The organism is Hyalangium sp., assembly GCF_045802625.1.
Classification (GTDB): domain Bacteria; phylum Myxococcota; class Myxococcia; order Myxococcales; family Myxococcaceae; genus Hyalangium.
This window is the reverse complement of record NZ_JBJMQP010000002.1, coordinates 1-15,908: the sequence shown is the minus strand read 5'-3', so window position 1 is coordinate 15,908 and position 15,908 is coordinate 1. Positions and strand designations below refer to the sequence as shown.

Genomic DNA, 15,908 nt, shown 5'->3' with positions numbered 1-15,908 from the left:
GCTCAGGCGGCGAAGAGGTTCTGCTGGTACATGCGCGACGTGGCCTCGAAGTCCGAGAAGACCGAGTGGTCTCGCGAGGACTCCTTCGCCGCGTCGCTGAGCAGCATCAGGTTGGAGGCCTGGAAGAACTCGGACAGGGGGCTGATGTCACCGTGCGTGGCGATGAAGCGGTTGGTCTCCTGCTGGTTGCCGCGCAGGATGACGAAGAGCTGAAGCTCGTCGTGGCGCAGCGGGCGCATCTCGGCCTGGGTGCAGACGTAGTCGTAGTAGGCGGCCGCGGACTGGCTGCGGCGGCGGCCCTCGTACTGCTTCAGGGCCGCGTCGAGCGGCTGGCGCCCGGACAGCCCCGCATCGAGCGACGTGGCCGCCAGCTCCGCGTCGCGGAACGCGTGCGTCATCCCAATGGCGGTGCACTGATCCTTGGAGCTGCCCGCATCCCCCACCAGCACCCAGCCGGGCCCGAACAGGGGGCGGAGGAAGGCGGCCTGATCCACCGTGCCGTAGAAGCGCTCCTCGCGCTTGCCCTGGGTGCGGACGCGCTCGCCGAGCTCCGGGCTCACGAAGTCCAGCGCGCGCTGGAAGTTGCCAGGCACATCGCGCCGGAAGGCCTCGAACCACTCGCTCGGCCCGAACACCAGCGTCATGTTCTGGTTGAAGTTGGTGGGCACCACGGCGATCGACATGCGCCCACGGCGGTGCATCTGCGCGGCGCCCGGGGAGAAGCCGGAGAAGTAGCTCCAGTAGGCGAAGGTGCACTTGAGGCGCTCGTCGTACTTGGGCAGCTTCAGGGTGCGGGCGACGAAGGAGTTACGTCCGTCCGCGCCGATGACCACGCGCGCCCGCTCCTCCACCCGCGTGCCCTCGCGCGTGCGCCCCCGGATGCCCACCACCCGATCTCCCTCGGAGATCAGCTCCTCGACGACGAACCCCTCGCGCACCTCGGCGCCCGCCTCCGCGGCCGCGTCCACGAGGATCTTGTCCAGCACGCGGCGCCGCACCGAGGTGTAGCGCTGCACCACCCCCTTATCGTCGCCGTGGAGCTGCTGGAAGTACTGGCTCAGCAGCTCCAGGGGGACGCTGCCCACCAGCGGGATGCCGTCGTTCACCAGGTGGATCTCCGTGTGGGACGGAGTCTGCGCCAGCACCCGGTCCAGCACTCCCCAGCGGTTCAGGTACGAAGTGCCGTGGGGCCAGAGGAAGTGCGTGGAGATGACATCGCTGGGGAAGGTGGAGCGATCCACCACCAGCACTTTGTGTCCCTTGCGCGCCAACAGCATTGCCGTGGAGGAGCCCGCGCAGCGGCCTCCGATGACGATTGCGTCGAACATGTCTCACCCGGACAGAAGCTGGAATTTCAAGTTAATAAGTTAATTAGCGGATTTGTTCTAGGTTGGTGGTTCGAGCCAGACCTGCGAGGTCAGCTCTGGAATCCGGGTAGGATGGCCGCCGCATGTCCCTGCGAAGTGGAAAGCGGTTTGGCCGCTACGAGCTGGTCTCGAAGCTGGGCTACGGCGGCATGGCCGAGACGTGGCTCGCCCGGATGTTGGGCGAGGCGGGCTTCTCCAAGTCCACGGTCATCAAGAAAGTGCTCCCCGAGTACTCGGACGACTACGCCTTCACCAGCATGTTGATCAGCGAGGCGCGCATCTGCGCCACGCTGTCCCACAACAACATCGCCCAGGTGTTCGACTTCGGCCGGGTGGACAACGAGTACTTCCTGGCCATGGAGTTCGTGGACGGGCCTGCGCTCCACGAGGTCATCTACCAGGCGATCCGCTCGGGGTGGCAGGCGCTGCCGGTTCCTCCAGCGGTCTTCATCGGCATCGAGATGTGCCGTGGCCTGCACTACGCCCATACCCGCAAGGACGAGAGCGGCAAGCCGCTGAGCATCGTCCACCGGGACATCTCTCCGGAGAACGTGCTCGTCAGCTACGAGGGGCAGGTGAAGGTGGTGGACTTCGGGCTGGCCAAGGCCCGGGAGCTGGGCGAACTCGCCACGGAGCCGGGGGTGGTGAAGGGCAAGTACCTGTTCTTCTCTCCCGAGCAGGCGCGAGGCGAGCAGGTGGATGCGCGCACGGACGTGTGGGCCGCGGGCATCACCCTCTACGAGGCCCTGTGCGGCAAGCTGCCCGTCGAGGGGCCCGAGTTCGCCGTGCTGCCCAAGCTCAGCAAGGGCGAGTTCCCGCGTCCCCGGGAGATCAACCCGAAGCTGCCCCAGGAACTGGAGGACATCCTCATGGGCGCGCTGGCGGTCCGCCGGGAGGATCGCTACCAGTCCTCCCGGGCGTTCGGCGATGCGCTGTCGGACTTCCTGTTCTCCATCGCGCCCCGCTTCTCCGAGCTGACGCTCTCGCACTTCGTCCAGGACTTGTTCCGGGAGAAGATGAGCCGGGACGGCCGGGACATCCAGGTGCCTCGCTCGTTCCAGGAGGAGCTCGCCTCGTGGCGCGGAGAGCCGCGGGCCGCTGCTCCCGCGGAGCCGCCAGTGGCCCCCGCGCCCGCGCCGGCCCCCGCGCCCGCGCGCCCGCCCACCGTGTCCACGCCCGACAGCGTCCGCCTGACGGATCCGGCGGGCTCTTCCGCGGACTCCCGCGCTCCTGGCGCGAGGTGGAAGTGGAGCGTCGCGGGCGGCACGGCGCTCGGGTGGCTGGCGTTGGGGGCGTTCTTGCTCGTCGATCGCAAGCCATCGCCTCCCGCGCCCATGTGGACCGAGCCCACTGCGCCCACCGCTGTGGTGGTGGGGGCGTCCTCAGGGCCGGTGCTTCGCAGCAGCAAGCCCTCGGGCCCGTCGGAGGATTGCGAGCGCTTCCTCCAGGAAGCCCGGCAGGCCATGAGCAGCAGCCGCTACGAGGCCGCCGAGGACAACTTCCGCGCGGCGCTGCGGATCAACCCGGAGTCGCTCGAGGCCAAGGAAGGGCTGGGGCTGGCGTTGGTGCTGGGCCACGCCGGAGAGGCCAGCAACGAGCAGGCGGTGAAGCTGCTGCGGGACGTGGTGAAGGAGGACGCCATCCACGCGCGGGGGTGGTTCGCCCTGGGCATGGCGCTCCAGGGGCTCCAGCACGACGCCGAGGCGACAGAGGCTTACAAGAAATACCTCATGCTGGAGCCCGCTGGGCGCTTCGCCCCCGAAGTCCACCGCGCGCTCCAGCAGCTGGGCGCCGAATAGCTTTCTCTCGTTCCGCTGAGCCAAGTGCTTGAAAAAGTCGCCTCGGATCTTCGGGACCGAGCCGCGTGGCGCCCGCGCGGAGGCCGGCCAGCCCGATGACGCACATCGCGATTCAGGAGCACGTGAATGGCAAGGTCGTCGATTGGATGGAGCAGGTCACTGACGCGCAGTACGGCGAGCAGCCCTGAATATGACTTGACGGGCATATAAACGCGTGGCTATATGCCTGTCGTGGAATCATCGTTCGCCATCATCGCGGAGCCCAATAGACGGGCCATCTTGAGCCTGCTGCTCTCGTCTGAGCGCTCCGTTGGCGAGCTCGAGCGCGAGCTGCGACTGTCGCAGCCGGCCGTCTCCAAGCACCTGCGAGTGCTGCGAGAGGCTGGGTTCGTGGAATCACGAATTGAAGCGCAGCGGCGCCTCTATCGACTGAGACCGGAGCCGCTCATGGAGCTCGACGCATGGCTCGTTCCCTTCCGGCGCTTCTGGTCAAAGCACGTCGATGCCCTGGAGCAACATTTGGACAAGATGGACAAGGTGCCCGCTGTGAAAGGAAAGAAAAGACATGAGCAGCCGTGAGCAATACGAGCCGGGCGCCGCTTCAGGCGCTGAGGTCCGGAAGGAGGGAGAGAAGTGGACGCTCGTGCTCGTCCGCGACCTCTCTCACCCTCCTGCAAAGGTTTGGAAGGCGCTCACGGACCCCGAGCATCTCCGCGAATGGGCTCCGTTCGATTCCGACCGGAGCCTCGGTGCTGTTGGGACCGCGAAGCTCTCGACAGTGGGAACGCCGACGCCGCAGGTATCCGAGACCCAGGTGAAGCGGGCCGACGCGCCCAAGGTGCTCGAATTCAACTGGGGGGGACAGGACCTCCGCTGGGAACTGGAGCCGCGAGGCGGCGGCACTCGGCTCACGCTTTGGCACAACATCGACCGGAATTTCATATCGATGGGCGCTGCGGGCTGGCACATCTGCTTCGATGTACTGGAGCGGCTTCTCGCCAGTCAGCCCATTGGACGCATCGTCGGCCCCGAGGTCATGAAGTTCGGCGGCTGGCAGCGATTGAACGCCGAGTACGCAAAGCAGTTCGGCGTTGAGACCCCTGGTTGGCCCTCTCGCCCACGGACCTGAGCATGCCCCGCTCCAAAGGAATCATCATTGGCTTCTGGCTCGTCACCGCGCTCTTCTGCCTGCAGATAGGCTTCACCGCCTACGCGCAACTGCGCCTGCCGCAGGTGGCGGAGGCGTTCACCCACCTCGGCTTCCCCACTTACTTCCGGGTGGAGCTCTCGTGGGCCAAGTTCCTCGGCGTGGTGTTGCTGCTTGCGCCGGTGCCGGCGCGGCTCAAGGAGTGGGCCTACGCCGGCTTCGCCATCACCCTCGGCTCGGCGCTCATCGCCCACCTCTCGGTGGGTGATGGCCCGCAGGCGTGGGGCTGGGCGGCGGCCACCGGCGTGCTCTGGGGGCTCTCGTACTTCTTCTGGCGCCGCCTGCAGGCCACGCCGGCGAGCGCCTGACCGCGCGCTGAGCATCCGCGCCCTATACGCTCACTTGCGTTTCGTGGACTTCTTTCCGCCAGAAGTATTGAGAGCCACGGCCGCGCGGATGAGCGCCTTGAACGCATTCGCGTCAATCTCCTCACCCGCGTGAATATCAATGGCGCGCCTGACGTTCCCGTCAAGGCTCGAGTTGAAGAGCTTGCGAGGATCTTTCAAGGAAGCGCCCTTGAAGAAGGTCAGCTTCACTATCGACTTGTACGACTCTCCCGTGCAGATGCCCCCGTCATGGGACCATACCGGGGTCCCCATCCACTTCCACTCTTCCACGACATCAGGGTCGGCATCCCTGATGAGGGCGCGCATCCTTGCGAGTGTATCGCCTCTCCAGCCACCCAACCCGGCAATCTTTTCGCTGATGAGTTTGGAGGCCGCCTCGCCTGCTGCCTTGGGTTGACTCTTCATCTTCCTGCCTTTCGTTGGGAATAGGCCGCATTGCCCACGTCTCCAACGTCCGATAACACTACGTTAGGTTGTAGGAAACAGGTGTAACAGTGCGGGTCTACCGCCTTCTGGAGGAAAGCGGCTGGGCCGATCTCACATCGCGCGGGCGTGTAGTCGCGTAAGGTGGCGGGCTCTATGCTCTCCATTCGCTCTACCGCGCTCTCCTGCATCGTCGTGCTCGGTTTCGTAACTGCTTGCGGCGAGAATTCCACCTCCTGCCCCGTCGCCACATCCGGCGTCGAGCTTTGCGGCGGCTCCTGCGTGAGCACCGAGAGCGACCCGAAGCACTGCGGTGGCTGCGACAAGGCCTGCGCGACCAGCGAGGCTTGTGAGGGCGGCGTCTGCGTCGCGCTCTGTCAAATCGACGGCACGCAGGTGGCCGCCGGGGCGGTGAACGCGGCGAATTCGTGCGAACAGTGCACGCCGGCGACGTCCGCGGTTGCGTGGACGCAACGCGCTGACGGGACGCCATGCAACCCGGGACAGGTCTGCTCGGCCGGCGTGTGCATCCCGAAATGCTTCATCGACGGCGTGGTCTACGCCGCGGGTGCGCTGAACCCGGCGAATGCCTGCGAGACGTGCGTGCCGGCGACGTCGACGACGACGTGGACGGCACGCGCGAGCGTTCCGCTGCTGGTCGGCGGCGACGACATCACGGCGCAAGGCTGGACGACGGTCGCGCAGACGCCGAACACGCTCACGTACGGCGCGGACTACGTTCGCCTCGCGACGTCGACGAACGGCGGCGGGTCGACGAGCGGGCAGCTGCTCATCACGCGGGCGAACTCGATCGACGGAACGAAGCCGTTCAAGCTCCACGTGACGATGCAGGTCGAGTCGGTGAACACCCACAACTCACTCGACAGCGGCGCGGCCATCATGGGGAGCTTCACGCCGCCAGTCGGCACCAGCACGGATCGTTCGCAGATGATCTACCTCGACAGCGCGGCGATCGGCTGGGCGGACAACACGCAGTCCGCAGCGTTCTCGGTGACCGACGGCGCGTATCATGTCTACGAGCTCGCGGTGGACACAGCGAAGGTGGCGACGGTGAGCATCGACGGCGTCGCGAAGCTCACGCGGAACAACTTCACGGCGAACGGCACCATCGCCATCGGCGACCAGACGAACGACCCGAACGTCGACGGAGCGGTGCGGATCAAGTCAGTCGAGCGGCTCTGTCCCTAGTATTTGCGCCTGGACTGCGTGCTGGCTCCGCCTGAGAGGCCGGGTGGGTATAGGGTGGTGGCCATGAGCCTTTCCCCGCGTGTGAACATGGCCGCTGGCGGCCCCGAGGTGTCCCGGCTGGCCTACGGCGCGTGGCGGCTGCTGAATGACGGCCAGAGCGCCGACGTCCAGCGAGTGCTCGCGTTGATCCAGACGTGCTTGGACCACGGCATCACCACCTTCGATCACGCCGACATCTACGGGGGTTACCGCTGTGAGGAGGCCTTCGGCGCCGCGCTGCGAGCCCACCCCGGGCTGCGCCAGCGGATGGAGCTGGTGACCAAGTGCGGCATCATGCTGGTGAACCCCGCGCGTCCGGAGAACCGGCTCAAGCACTACGACTACTCGCGCCAGCACATCATCGCGTCCGTGGAGCGCTCCCTGCGCAACCTCGCCACGGACTACGTGGACGTGCTGCTGCTGCACCGGCCCAGCCCCCTGCTGGATCCGGACGAGGTGGCCGAGGCGCAGCGCCAGCTCGTCCAGCAGGGCAAGGTGCGCCACCTGGGCGTGTCCAACTTCACTCCGGCGCAGTTCGAGGCCCTGTCCAGCCGGCTGGACACACCGCTCGTCACCAACCAGGTGGAGCTGCACCCGCTGCGGCTGGAGCCCTTCCTGGATGGGACCCTGGATCAGTGTCTGCAGCGCCGGATCTCTCCCATGGCGTGGTCTCCCCTGGCGGGCGGGCGGCTGCTGAAGGGCGAGGGCGAGCCCGAGCGCCGCGTGCGAGCGGTGCTCACGGAGCTGGCTCGCCAGCATGGCGTGGAGCTGGAGCAGCTCGTCTACGCCTGGCTGCTGCGCCACCCGGCGCGGATCATCCCCGTGCTGGGGACGCAGCGGCCGGAGCGCATCCGCTCGGCGGCGCGAGCGCTCTCGCTCCACCTGGACACGCAGGACTGGTTCGCGGTGTGGAGCGCCTCCACGGGAGCTCCCGTGCCCTGACGTTGGCTGGCGGACACCGGAATGACAACCCCGAGAGGCCTCGGTATAGAATGGCCTAAGCTGCGGTCACGCGCCGGGGGGAACTCATGTCACCATTCGGAAGGGCTCCAGCGGAACGCGTGCGTCCGTCTCTGGGGGAGCAGGCCGCATTCCGGAGGAAGCCATGACGGCCCCCGCTCCCTCCACGGCGCTGCCGGGCAAGCTGGAGGAAGAGCTCTTCCAGGTGCGGCATCGGGGCCTGGTGCGCGCCATCCTGAACAACCTCTCCGAGGGCATCTCCATCCACGATTCCACGGGGGCGTTCGTCTACACCAGCCCCTACGCCGACTGGCTGTTTGGCACCGTCGCGGACGCTCCCTCTCCCTCGGAGTGGCATGAGCGGGGGATCTTCTACCCCGATGGGCGCACCCTCTACCCCATGGAGGCGCTGCCCATCTGGCGCGCCTTGAAGGGAGAGGAGGTCCGGGAGGCGGACATGTTCATCCGCAACCCGAACGTGCCGCAGGGCCGGCACGTCCGCTGCCACTGCATCCCCCTGCGGGACGTGCAGGGGCAGATCATCGGGGGCATGTCGCTCATCAAGGACATGGACGCGGTGCGCCGGGAAGAGGAGGAGAAGCGCCGCACCGAGCAGCGCTTCCAGCTCCTGGTGGAGACGGCCCGAGAGGGCATCTGGGTCCTCGATCCCCAGGGCAAAACCACCTACGTCAACCGCTTCCTGACCGAGCTGCTCGGCTACAGCGCGGAGGAGATGCTGGGCAAGCACGTCCTCTCGTTCATGGACGAGGAGGGAAGGCGCGCCGTGGAGGCCGGCCTCCAGCGGCGCCGCCAGGGCATCTCCGAGATCTACGACGGCAAGTTCATTCGCAAGGACGGGGCCACGCTGTGGACCAGCATCTCCGGCGCGCCCATGTACGACGAGAACGGCCAGTACTCGGGATCGCTGGCCACCATCACCGACGTCACCGCCCGCCGCAACGCCGAGGAGCAGGTGCGCCAGCTCAACGCCGAGCTCGAGCGCCGCATCGCCGAGCGCACCGCCCAGCTCGAGTTCTCCAACCGCGAGCTGGAGGCCTTCGCCTACTCCGTGGCGCATGATCTGCGCTCCCCGCTGCGGGGCATCGCCAGCTTCAGCGACGCGCTCACGGAGGACTGCGCCGGCCAGCTGGACGAGGTGGGCCTGGACTACTTGAGGCGCATCCGGGGCGGGGCCCAGCGCATGTCCGAGCTCATCGACGGCATCCTGGCGCTCTCGCGGGTCAACCGCACGGCGCTGGTGGCCAGCCGGTGCGATCTGTCCGCCATGGCGCGCACCATCGCCGAGCAGCTGCACCAGCTCCAGCCCGAGCGCCAGGTGCGCTTCACCCTCCAGGCGGGGCTGGTGGAGCAGGGGGATCCGCAGCTGCTGCGCTCGGTGCTGGAGAACCTGCTGGGCAACGCCTGGAAGTTCACCCGCGAGCGCCCGGTGGCCGAGATCGAGTTCGGCGCGAAGGAGGAGCAGGGCGTCCGCCGCTACTTCGTGAAGGACAACGGCGCCGGCTTCGACATGGCGTACCGGGACAAGCTGTTCGGCGTCTTCCAGCGGCTGCACGCGCAGGCCGAGTTCGAGGGCAACGGCGTGGGGCTGGCCACCGTGCAGCGCATCATCCGCCGCCACGGCGGCCGCGTCTGGGGCGAGGGCCAGCCGGGCCAGGGCGCTTGCTTCACCTTCACCCTCAACGAGCTGCCGCTGCCCCTTGGGGCCACGGCCATCACCTCTGGAGCGCAACCCCATGAATGAGCTGATCAATCAGCGTGTCATCCTGCTCGTGGAGGACAACCCGGACGACGAGGTGCTGACCTTGCGCGCCCTGCGCAAGAGCAACATCCGCAACCCCATCGTCGTGGTGCGGGACGGGGCCGAGGCGGTCGACTACATCTTCGCCCAAGGCAAACATGCCGAGCGGGATCCGCACATCCAGCTCCAGGTGGTGCTGCTCGACATCCACCTGCCCAAGATGGACGGGCTGGCGGTGCTGCGCCGCATCCGGGAGGACGAGCGCACGCGGCTGCTGCCCGTGGTGATGCTCACCTCCTCCAACGAGGAGCGGGATCTGGACGGCAGCTACGAGCTGGGGGTGAACAGCTATGTGCGCAAGCCCGTGGGCGTCACCGAGTTCTTCGATGCGGTGCGGCAGCTGGGCATGTACTGGCTGGTGCTCAATGAGCCCTCCCCCCGCGCCATGAGAGGGGCGGGGTGAGCGGCCTCAGGCCTCGCCCGTCTCGTGGCCGAAGACCTCGGCGGGGTTCGGGGCCGGAGGCCTCTTGCCCAACGAGCGCTTCCAGCGGCCCGAGAAGTAGTAGCTCATGCTGACGGCCAGGGACACGACGAAGCTCAGCGCCATCGCGTACCAGACGCCGCGCACGCTGCCCAGGTGCCGGGACAGCCAATAGGCGCCGGGGACTCGCACCAGCCAGAGGCTGATCAGCGAGAACACCGTCGTCGTCAGCGTGTGCCCGGCGCCGTTGATGATTCCATTGCTGATGAAGATGAGGGCGAAGAGGACGTAGCTGCCTCCGACGATGTGCAGGTACGAGACCCCCAGCTCGATGACGGCCTCATCCGAGACGAAGATCCGCAGCAGCGCGGCGGGGAACGTCACGGCCACCGCCGAGATGATCAACGTGACGCCTCCGCTGAACAGGCACCCCCAGGAGAAGACCTCGCGGACGCGGTGGTGGTGGCCGGCGCCCAGGTTCTGCCCGGCGAGCGTCGACACGGCCATCCCGAACGTCATCGCCGGCATGAAGGCGATCTGATCAATCCGGGAGGCCGCGCCGAACGCCGCCGTGGCGACCTCGCCGAAGCCGTTGACGATGCCGGTGACCAGCACCATGCCAATGGAGACGAGCGATTGCTGGACCGCCGAGGGCAGGCCGATGCGCAGCGTCTTCCAGGTCATCGGCCCCAGGTGGCTCAAGCGCGGCCAGGCCGGAGCCACGGGCAGCTTCTGCCTGCGGAGAAAGGCGATCAGGGCCACGAGCACGGCGATCTGCGAGAACAGGGTGGCCCAGGCGGTGCCGTTCAACCCGAGCTTGGGGAACCCCAGCCAGCCGAACATCAGCAAGGGATCGAGGATCGTGGTGAGCAGCACCGAGCCGGCCTGGAAGTACAGCGGCGTCTTCGAGTCCCCCACGCCCTGGAGCATGCTGCGGATCAGGAACAGCCCGAAGCCGAAGGGCAGCGAGACCAGGAAGATGCGCAGGTAGTCCACGGCGGCCCGGAAGACCTCCGGAGGGGTGTCCATGGCGCGCAGGATGCTGGGGGCGAAGAGCTCTCCCAGCACGGTGAGCACCAGGGACAGGGAGTAGATCAGCACCGTGGAGCTGTCGACGACCTGGCGCAGCTCGTCCAGCTTCCGGGCGCCATAGCTCTGCGACACGAGGATGTTCGTGGCCAGGGTGAGCCCCATGCCAATCGCGAACAGGACGAAGATGACGGGGAAGCTCACCGTCACCGCGGCCAGCGCCGAGGTGCCCAGGAACTGCCCCACCCAGATGGCGTTGATGAAGCTGTAGGCCGTCTGGAGAAAGCTCCCCACGAGCATGGGGATGGAGAAGGCGACCATGTGCCTGGGGATGCTGCCGGTCGTCAGATCGCGCCCGAATCCTGGTTTCATGGACGGACCCTGACATGCGCCAGGGCTGCAATCCAGGACCACCGGCGGGGTGCGGAGGGGCTCACGCTCGGCGCAGGGTGATGACGGCCAGCTCCGCCGGAGCGCCCAGCCTCACCGGAGGCCCCGTGGTGCCAACGCCGCGGTTCACGTAGAGCCACGAGCGGCCTTGCCGGTACAGCCCCGCGGTCCAGCGGGTGATGATCCGAGCCAGCGAGAGGTGGCGGACGCCTGGGACTCCGAGCTGGCCGCCGTGGGTGTGGCCCGAGAGCGTCAGCTCGACGTCACGGGCCTGGGCCTGGGGGAACAGCTCGGGGTCATGCGCGAGCAGCACGGTGGGAGCCCCCTCCGGCCGGTGCCTCAGCGCTCGCTCCAGGTCATCGCGAGCGGTCCAGGTGTCATCCACCCCGGCGACGTACAGGCGCGCCTCGCCGCGCTCCACCACTACGCCTCGGTTGCGGAGGACGGTGAGCCCCTGGCTCTCCAGCGCTCGGACGATCTGCTCGCCATCGGTGAAGTAGTCGTGGTTGCCCATGCAGGCGAACGCGCCATCCTTCGCGCGCAGGCCCCCGAGCGCTCGCGCCACGGCCTCGACGTGCGAGGAGCCGTGGGTGATCAGATCGCCCGTGACTGCCACCATGTCGAGCTGGAGGCGATTGAGGCGAGACACCCAGGAGGAGACCCGCTCGGCGGGGACATGCGGCCCGCAGTGCACGTCGGAGATCTGCCCTATGCGGTAGCCATCCAGCTCGGGGGAGAGCCCCTCCACCCGAACCACCCGGTTGCGCAGCCGCGGCCGGCCGAGGACGGCATCCGCGCCCAGGACCAGGGCGATGACTCCCGCCAGTCCCCAGGCCACGCCCATGGGCACTCCCGCCCGGACGGCGAGCACGGCGGGGAGCATGAGCAGGTCGAAAACCAGGCAGGCCGCCCACCAGCCCAGCGCCAGGTAGGTGGACGGCGCGGGGGCCGTGGTGTGCCAGGGGCTCTGCAACTGGCGCAGGTACGGAGCGGAGACGAGCACCGCGCCCAGCGCGGGCACGGGCGTGTGGGTGTGCCAGCAGAGCCACAGCACCGCGGGCAGCTGGACGACGGTGGCCACGAGGGCGGCAAGGAGCTGGAAGCGGCCGCGGAGGCGGGTTCGTCGGGACATGAGATCCGGTCAATAACCGCCTGCCGCTCCGGATGCTGCCGGCGATGGTGCGCATGAGGGCGAGCCGCGGCGCTGCCACGAGTAGCGCCGGGTGAGGGACCCCGCGGGGCAGTCCCCTGTCCGCTGGAAATGCGCCGAGAAGCCTCCCCGTGCTCGCTGAAGGGGCGGTGGTTAGCGTCCGCGGCAGGGGGCCGAGGAGCTCCCGAAGGGGGGAATCTCATGCGTTGTGAACGAGCTCTGGTCGCCATGGCCGTGGGCATGGCGACGTTTCTTGCGCGGGGGGCCATCGCGAAGTCCGGCGGCGCGGGCGAGAGCGCCAGTGGGGATCTCCACTGCGGTGACACCATCACCACGAGCACGCGGCTGACCCATGATCTGGCCTGTCCAGGCGCGGAGGTGCCCGCGCTGCGGATTGCCGGCACGGGCGTGGTGCTGGATCTCGGTGGCCACACCGTGCGCCACACCGGCCCGGAGGCGGGGCTGTCCGAGGGCATCGCGGTCCTGGCCGACAGCACGGTGAAGAACGGCACGATCCGGGGGTTCGACCTGGGATACGTGGTCGACTATGACGCGGTGCATTTACCGGAGCACGTGTGGCTGTCCCGGCTTGTATTCCTCGAGAACGGGGACGCCATCTACAACCGGAGCTCCAACGCGACGTTCACACTCACGGACTCCGTCCTGATTGGCAACGGCGTGGGAATGGGCAGTGAGCAGGACGCGAGCCGAGGCGCGTTCGAGGTGAGGTCCTCGCTCTTCATCGACAACCGGCTCGCGCTGACCGCGAACAGTCACACCGTGGACGTGAGCTACTCGACGTTCAGCCGCAACGAGAGCGTGATCTGGTGCCCCGACGGCAGCGTCTCCTTCACCTCCAGCGTGATCACCCAGAACACGGTGGTGGGGCAGATCACGGTCGGCGAGTTCGGCTACGGCGTCTGCAATGTGGCGTCGTTCACCAACACGGTGATCTCCCGCAATGGCGCATTGGCTCCCAGCAGCCAGCCGGCCTGGGAGCCGTTCAACCTGGTGCTGCACGGCTCGCGAGTCATCGACAACGGCAACGGGCTGGTGGGGAAGGCGCGGACGGTGGATGTCCAGGGCAATATCTTCCGAGGCAACGAGGGCGGTCTGACCCTGGCCGAGCCGGCCGAGTTTCTGGTGCCTACGCTCAGCGGGACGGTCAGCGGCAACCGCTTCCAGCGCAACCGGGGGACGGGGTTGCTGGTGACGACGGCCAGCACGCTCACGGTGTCCGGCAATACCGCGATCGACAACACGGGCTGGGGCATCTTCGCGCCGGGGGTGATCGACGGGGGAGGGAACGTCGCGCGAGGCAACGGGGCGGGTAACTGCCTGGGCGTCGCCTGCGCCTCGCATCTGACGGCGGAGACGCCGCTCCTCTCTGAGGAGGAGGCTCCTGGAGCCATCGAACCCATGAGATGAGGTGCGCGAGAGCCTACGTGTGGAGTAGGGTGCGGTCCGGCGGCGCAGGCCGCTGATTCCACACGTGAGGTTTCGAATGGAGAGGGTTCGCGCCCCCGCGCTACATCCGGCGAGTCTTCCGCCCGGGACGATGGTGGGGCACTGGCGGGTGCTGGGCTTGTGCAGCCAGGGGACCTATGGAGCGGTCTACCGGGCCGTGAGGGCGGACCGGGAAGACGCGGAGCCGGTGGCGCTCAAGCTGGCGCTGTACATCCAGGACCCACGCTTCGAGCGCGAGGCGGAGCTGCTCGCGCGAGTCCAGCACCCGAGCGTGCCGCGCCTGTACGAGCGCGGAGAGTGGCAGCCGCCGGGCGGCAACGTGCACCCGTACCTCGTCATGGAGTGGGTGGAGGGCCTGCCGCTGTACGAGTGGGCGCGGGAGCACGACGCCTCTTCGCGGCAGGTGCTACGGATGCTGGCGCAGCTGGCGTGGGCGCTCGAGGCCACGCATGCGGCCGGAGTGCACAGGGACGTGAAGGGGGACAACGTGCTGGTGAGGTTCGCGGATCAGCGCGCGTTCCTCATGGACTTTGGCGCGGGGGCCTACCCGGGAGCGCGTCCCCTGACAACGCCGCCCTTTCCCCCGGGGACACCGGCCTACCGCTCGCCGGAGGCCTGGCGGTTCTCTCTGGGCGCGCGCTGGTTCCAGGCGCCCTACGCGCCGGGGCCCGCGGATGATGTCTTCGCGCTGGGAGTCACCGCCTACCGGCTGGTGACGGGGGAGTACCTTCCGCCCGAGGAGCCGAGACAGGACGAGGCAGGCCAGTGGCGCCTGGACATCGTCCCGCCCCGTGCTCCGAGAGAGCTCAACCCCCGTGTTGATCCCCGGCTCAGTGAGTTGATCCTCCGCATGCTCGCGATGCCGCCCGAGGCGCGAGGGACGGCGGGCGAGCTGGCCGAAGCGCTTGAGCGTGCGGCAGCGCAGGCGGGACCGGAGGCGGAGCAGCCGCTTGGGCTTGAGCAACTCCCGCCCCCTCCGTTGAGGCCGAGGGATGAGGTGGCGATGGCCTCGCTGTTGGGCAACTCCCTCAGCCTGGAGTTGCTGGGAAACAAAGCGCGGCTGCGCGCCCTGAGACGCCGCCGCAAGATTCGCGCGCGAGCGGAGGAAGACCGAGGGGCTCACCGGCACCCCAATCCCGAGCGCCCCCCTTCGGACGACAGGGGTGCGCAACTGTTTCTCTTGTTCGTGGTGGCGGCCATGGTGCTGTTCGCGCTCGTGTGCCCGCGGAGCAGCGAGCATGTACAGCCCCAAGAGGGATCCATGGCGGCACAGCGCGGTCCAATCAGGGAGTCACGCGACGCAGGCACTTCGGGGGTGGGGGACGTCACGATCACGGCACCGCAGTCAGTACCCCCCTCGGCCCTCGGCGCGAAGGAGATTGCTATGGAGATGCCCAAGGATCCACTGCCCGGTCAGGTCAGGCCTGATTCGAAAGGAAAGTGCCCCCTCCCGCTCCAGGTCGTCATCAATGGCGGTTGTTGGATCAAGGTGGATGCCGATTTGGAGCGCTGTCGGGAAGCGACTGCTGAGGGGTATGTGTACAAGAACGGGTGCTACATGCCCACGTATGGATCGCAGCGCCAGCCGACCTCGACGCCCCAGCCTCCCCAGTGACCTTTCATGGCACATGGAACATGAACCTGTGGCTTTAGGACTGCGGCCCATATTGGTTAGCGGCCCTACCCCCGCTCTCCATCCCCTTCAGTTCCCGGGATTGGGACGATCACCGTTTGCGTCATCCACGCCAGCATGCGCTCCTGCCACCTGCGCCACTCCTCGGGTGAGAGCTTCGACCGCTTCTCCTGAAGCATCTGCCGGATGAGTTCGTCATGGCGCGCGGTGAACAGCGCCGTTCCTTCGGTGGTGCCTTCGTCCTTGTCGTCGTCAGGTGGAGTCGTCATCCCATGCTCCCGTCTACTCCTCCTCGTGGAGGCTCTCGTGCAGCGTAGCGATCAGCGTGTCGAGCAACCTCTGCTGTGGGTCCGTGAGGCGAGAACTCCCGCACTCCTCTCGGACGAAGTCGTTTGCGTATTCCGGCGAAGCCGGACACCTGTTCCGGAGCAAGCCGATCACCGATTCCGGCAAGCCGATCACCGATTCCGGCAAGCCGATCACCCGCGTGACGACGCTGGTGTTCTCTACTTCGCCGCCTTCTTGGTCGTGGTCAAACTCTCGGCCTTTCGGATGGACTCGCCGCCGAGCTTGAGGCGGTGGGCGTTGTGGACGAGCCTGTCGCAGATGGCGTCAGCCAGGGTGGCGTCGCCGATGATGGCGTGCCAG

The 15,908-nt window shown here is 67.6% G+C and carries 16 protein-coding genes; 10 read left to right on the top strand and 6 right to left on the bottom strand.

Annotated features, from left to right (window positions below; genetic code table 11):
* Nucleotides 1-2: 2 nt before the first annotated feature.
* Nucleotides 3-1,328 carry an NAD(P)/FAD-dependent oxidoreductase gene (locus ACJ8AT_RS00295; RefSeq protein WP_407735485.1) on the bottom strand — a complete coding sequence of 442 codons (1,326 nt, stop codon included), beginning with the start codon at nt 1,326-1,328 and terminating at the stop codon, nt 3-5.
* A gap of 122 nt (nt 1,329-1,450) precedes the next feature.
* Between ACJ8AT_RS00295 and ACJ8AT_RS00290 the strand changes: the two genes are divergently transcribed.
* From ACJ8AT_RS00290 to ACJ8AT_RS00275, 4 genes are all read left to right on the top strand, one after another.
* Nucleotides 1,451-3,166: a protein kinase domain-containing protein gene (locus ACJ8AT_RS00290; protein ID WP_407735484.1), complete on the top strand. Its 1,716-nt coding sequence runs from the start codon at nt 1,451-1,453 to the stop codon at nt 3,164-3,166.
* A gap of 222 nt (nt 3,167-3,388) precedes the next feature.
* Nucleotides 3,389-3,745 carry an ArsR/SmtB family transcription factor gene (locus ACJ8AT_RS00285; RefSeq protein ID WP_407735483.1) on the top strand — a complete coding sequence of 119 codons (357 nt, stop codon included), beginning with the start codon at nt 3,389-3,391 and terminating at the stop codon, nt 3,743-3,745.
* Entirely contained in the window at nt 3,732-4,295 is a 564-nt protein-coding gene (locus ACJ8AT_RS00280; protein WP_407735482.1) for an SRPBCC family protein, read from the top strand. Before ACJ8AT_RS00285 ends, ACJ8AT_RS00280 begins: the two co-directional genes overlap by 14 nt.
* 2 nt (nt 4,296-4,297) lie before the next feature.
* Entirely contained in the window at nt 4,298-4,681 is a 384-nt protein-coding gene (locus ACJ8AT_RS00275) for a DoxX family protein (RefSeq protein WP_407735481.1), read from the top strand.
* A 30-nt stretch (nt 4,682-4,711) separates the two neighbouring features.
* On the opposite strand, the gene ACJ8AT_RS00270 is transcribed toward ACJ8AT_RS00275, so the two are convergent.
* Nucleotides 4,712-5,125, bottom strand: coding sequence for a DUF1801 domain-containing protein (locus ACJ8AT_RS00270; RefSeq protein WP_407735480.1), 414 nt, complete (start codon nt 5,123-5,125; stop codon nt 4,712-4,714).
* Between the two features lie 174 nt (nt 5,126-5,299).
* On the opposite strand from ACJ8AT_RS00270, the gene ACJ8AT_RS00265 reads away from it, so the two are divergent.
* From ACJ8AT_RS00265 to ACJ8AT_RS00250, 4 genes are all read left to right on the top strand, one after another.
* A complete protein-coding gene (locus ACJ8AT_RS00265; RefSeq protein WP_407735479.1) occupies nt 5,300-6,352 on the top strand; it encodes a hypothetical protein in 1,053 nt (350 codons plus the stop codon).
* Nucleotides 6,353-6,415: 63 nt separating this feature from the next.
* Nucleotides 6,416-7,333, top strand: a complete 918-nt coding sequence (locus ACJ8AT_RS00260) for an aldo/keto reductase family oxidoreductase (protein WP_407735478.1) — start codon at nt 6,416-6,418, stop codon at nt 7,331-7,333.
* A gap of 163 nt (nt 7,334-7,496) precedes the next feature.
* Nucleotides 7,497-9,113, top strand: a complete 1,617-nt coding sequence (locus tag ACJ8AT_RS00255; protein WP_407735477.1) for a sensor histidine kinase — start codon at nt 7,497-7,499, stop codon at nt 9,111-9,113.
* Entirely contained in the window at nt 9,106-9,573 is a 468-nt protein-coding gene (locus ACJ8AT_RS00250; protein ID WP_407735476.1) for a response regulator, read from the top strand. The genes ACJ8AT_RS00255 and ACJ8AT_RS00250 overlap by 8 nt, the downstream gene beginning before the upstream one ends.
* Before the next feature lie 6 nt (nt 9,574-9,579).
* Here ACJ8AT_RS00250 and ACJ8AT_RS00245 read toward each other — a convergent pair whose 3' ends face one another.
* Both ACJ8AT_RS00245 and ACJ8AT_RS00240 read right to left on the bottom strand, forming a co-directional pair.
* Nucleotides 9,580-10,992 carry an MATE family efflux transporter gene (locus ACJ8AT_RS00245; RefSeq protein WP_407735475.1) on the bottom strand — a complete coding sequence of 471 codons (1,413 nt, stop codon included), beginning with the start codon at nt 10,990-10,992 and terminating at the stop codon, nt 9,580-9,582.
* A 61-nt stretch (nt 10,993-11,053) separates the two neighbouring features.
* Nucleotides 11,054-12,142: a metallophosphoesterase gene (locus ACJ8AT_RS00240; protein ID WP_407735474.1), complete on the bottom strand. Its 1,089-nt coding sequence runs from the start codon at nt 12,140-12,142 to the stop codon at nt 11,054-11,056.
* A 219-nt stretch (nt 12,143-12,361) separates the two neighbouring features.
* Between ACJ8AT_RS00240 and ACJ8AT_RS00235 the strand changes: the two genes are divergently transcribed.
* Together ACJ8AT_RS00235 and ACJ8AT_RS00230 are read left to right on the top strand one after the other, a co-directional pair.
* The gene (locus tag ACJ8AT_RS00235) at nt 12,362-13,588 is read left to right on the top strand and encodes a NosD domain-containing protein (RefSeq protein ID WP_407735473.1); all 1,227 of its coding nucleotides are present in this window, start codon (nt 12,362-12,364) and stop codon (nt 13,586-13,588) included.
* 130 nt (nt 13,589-13,718) lie between these two features.
* Nucleotides 13,719-15,242 carry a serine/threonine-protein kinase gene (locus ACJ8AT_RS00230; RefSeq protein WP_407735472.1) on the top strand — a complete coding sequence of 508 codons (1,524 nt, stop codon included), beginning with the start codon at nt 13,719-13,721 and terminating at the stop codon, nt 15,240-15,242.
* A gap of 65 nt (nt 15,243-15,307) precedes the next feature.
* Here the strand turns inward: ACJ8AT_RS00230 and ACJ8AT_RS00225 are convergent, their stop codons facing one another.
* Together ACJ8AT_RS00225 and ACJ8AT_RS00220 are read right to left on the bottom strand one after the other, a co-directional pair.
* Entirely contained in the window at nt 15,308-15,529 is a 222-nt protein-coding gene (locus ACJ8AT_RS00225) for a hypothetical protein (RefSeq protein ID WP_407735471.1), read from the bottom strand.
* Nucleotides 15,530-15,766: 237 nt separating this feature from the next.
* The coding region (locus ACJ8AT_RS00220) for an ATP-binding protein (protein ID WP_407735493.1) at nt 15,767-15,908 on the bottom strand (142 nt) is incomplete at its 5' end.